Source organism: Bacillota bacterium, assembly GCA_040754675.1.
Lineage (GTDB): Bacteria > Bacillota > Limnochordia > Limnochordales > Geochordaceae > Geochorda.
This window is the reverse complement of the sequence record JBFMCJ010000633.1, coordinates 1-2237: the sequence shown is the minus strand read 5'-3', so window position 1 is coordinate 2237 and position 2237 is coordinate 1. Positions and strand designations below refer to the sequence as shown.

Here is a 2237-nt window from a genome sequence, read left to right as displayed (position 1 = left end):
TAGTCGCCATGAGTCGGTCGAACTCTCTTCTGGTCAGCCGCGTTTCCCTCCACTGGCCAGCACTGCAGAGTACCTCCTCCCCGTACTGTTGGCAGAAGTCGCAGGTGGCGCAGGACTTCGTCAACTCTTCTGCTGGTAGGTCCGCGGTGTGCCTGATGCAAAAGAAGCACCGTTCAGCGAGGACGGGGGGCTTGTACAGAGCGATTTGGCCGGCGGCCTCCGCTCCATCTCGCCCCTGGATGCACACCCGGAACACGTGCTCCCGGTCTTGCGCGGCGGCAATGAGATCGCAGTATTCCCTGAGCGGTATCTCCACAACTCCTGTCCTGTCCAGTCGATATGACCTCAAGGCATCTCCGAAACCGGCCCTCAGCTCAGGCCGAACCGTGCTTGGTTCGCACCGCAGCCATAGGGCCTTCTCGGAAGCCGCTCTCACCCAATCCGGGGCAACGGTGATGATGCGATCGGTCCACTCCGAGGGGGCATGACCGCACTCTCCCGCTGCCCACCAAACGCGCTGGAGCACTAATTCAAGGGGAACGGGCCTGCCGCCCTCACTGCACAGTTCCCACACAGTCCGATCCCAACTAGGTTGCATGGGGATGAACGCCCCCTCTTTCGCTGCGGCAGCGGGAGCATCTCTTGATTCGGCCCGGGGCTCCTTCAGTTCGACACTGCAACCGGGGCAGGCATCGAAGTGTACGCTCAGCCTGGGGTGGCCTTCGGGCTCGGGGAAAACCGGAACGGGATCCGGGTGGAGGCTGACGCCTCGCAGGTGGGCGGCATAGCGGAACGGCAGCCTCTCCATTTCGACGCCTTGTCGGTCGTACACCGCTACCTCGAAGCAGCCGCTGGGCTCGGGCAAAGCGATCGTGACGCCCGTGGACAGCCACTCCGGGGAAGGACGCACTTGTATGCCTCCCGGCGCCAGTTCTGCCCAGGCCACTTCGCCGAGCAATTCCTCCTGGAGGCACCGCAATCTCGGCGGTTCGCCTGTGAAGAGGGGGCCCTGATCGTGATCGCGGTCGATGGGCAGGACATTCCCAGCCAATTCGAACCGTGCGCCACCACTGAGGTCCAGCGTGACCGGAAGGCCCTGTGCGTCAACGAACGGGATAACGCCTGTTTCCGCCAGATCGACATAGCATACCTGATACCCCCGGGGCCTTCGCACCGGGTCCACGGGCCAGTGTGGCTTGCTCAGTTGCCATGTGGCTGGGAAGAAGAGGAGCAATCTTCTGGTCCTCCCCGTCCGTCTTACCGCGGGCAGGAGCCTTCTGTCACCTTCCCACCCCTGGCACACCACAAGGGGCATATCGCGGTAGCGGTAACGGCTGACACTTAGCTTGATTCCCTCCTCGTAATCCGAGCCGCTGGCTACCACTTCGTCGGATAGGTTGTTGAGATACCAGCATCCCTCGCGCGGTGCTGGCGCGAGCTCGGACTCACCCTGCCTAACTTCCAGTTGGGGCTGACTGAGGAGGGTCTCGGGGATCTTAATCCCCAAGGCCCACTCTCCGCCTTCTTTCCAGGCCACCAAGCGGAGACTGGGAAGGCGCCGGACCCGTTCGGCGCAGAGGTCCCGTCCCTCGTTTGCCCACCAGCTTTGAAATTCGGCGTAAACGCGCTGATAACGGTAGGACCGGGGCCAATCGGCAGGCGCCCTGGGTTCCCCGGCGTGCAGCGTGGTTGTCAGCAGCGCAACAGTTGCCACGACAAACCTGTCCGCCCATTGCCCGCCGTACGTCAGGAACCGCTCGGTGGGCCTGTCGACGTGGGGATGGGCCGGGCTCACGCCGGCGGCCTCCATGATCCCCGCCCGGCGTTCTCTGGCGGCCTTCAACCTCTCTTCAATCCTCTGCTTATACTCGTGGACCGCCTCGGCCGTCACCTCCGAACCCATGCGGGCGGCCAGTTCCGTCCTTGCTCGTCTCAGTCCAGCAGTTGCCTCTTCCGTCCGTGCCCGGACCGACTCGCGCAACTCCTCTAGCGTCCAGTCCCCGTCCGCGTCTGCCGGAGGCGCGGCGATGCCCAAGTTGAGCAAATCCGCTGTCGCTTTCCCCAAGCACTCTTCCCTTTTCTTAATGGCTTGGGTCACTTCTTCTATCCTTGCGGTAAGGTCGACTAACTGGACCCGTGCTTCCACGGCCGCTTGCTGCCGCTTTTCGGCCTCTGTGATATCCGCTAGCCATCGTTTCACTCTCTCGCCGACCAGCTTCCACAAGCTGAGGAGGGAT

1 protein-coding gene is annotated in these 2237 nt (G+C 63.0%); it reads right to left on the bottom strand.

What is annotated here, in order from left to right; all coding sequences use genetic code 11:
• Positions 1-2065, bottom strand: a 2065-nt coding sequence (locus AB1609_21850) for a hypothetical protein (GenBank protein ID MEW6049079.1), incomplete at its 3' end; no start/stop codon positions are given.
• Positions 2066-2237 lie beyond the last annotated feature (172 nt).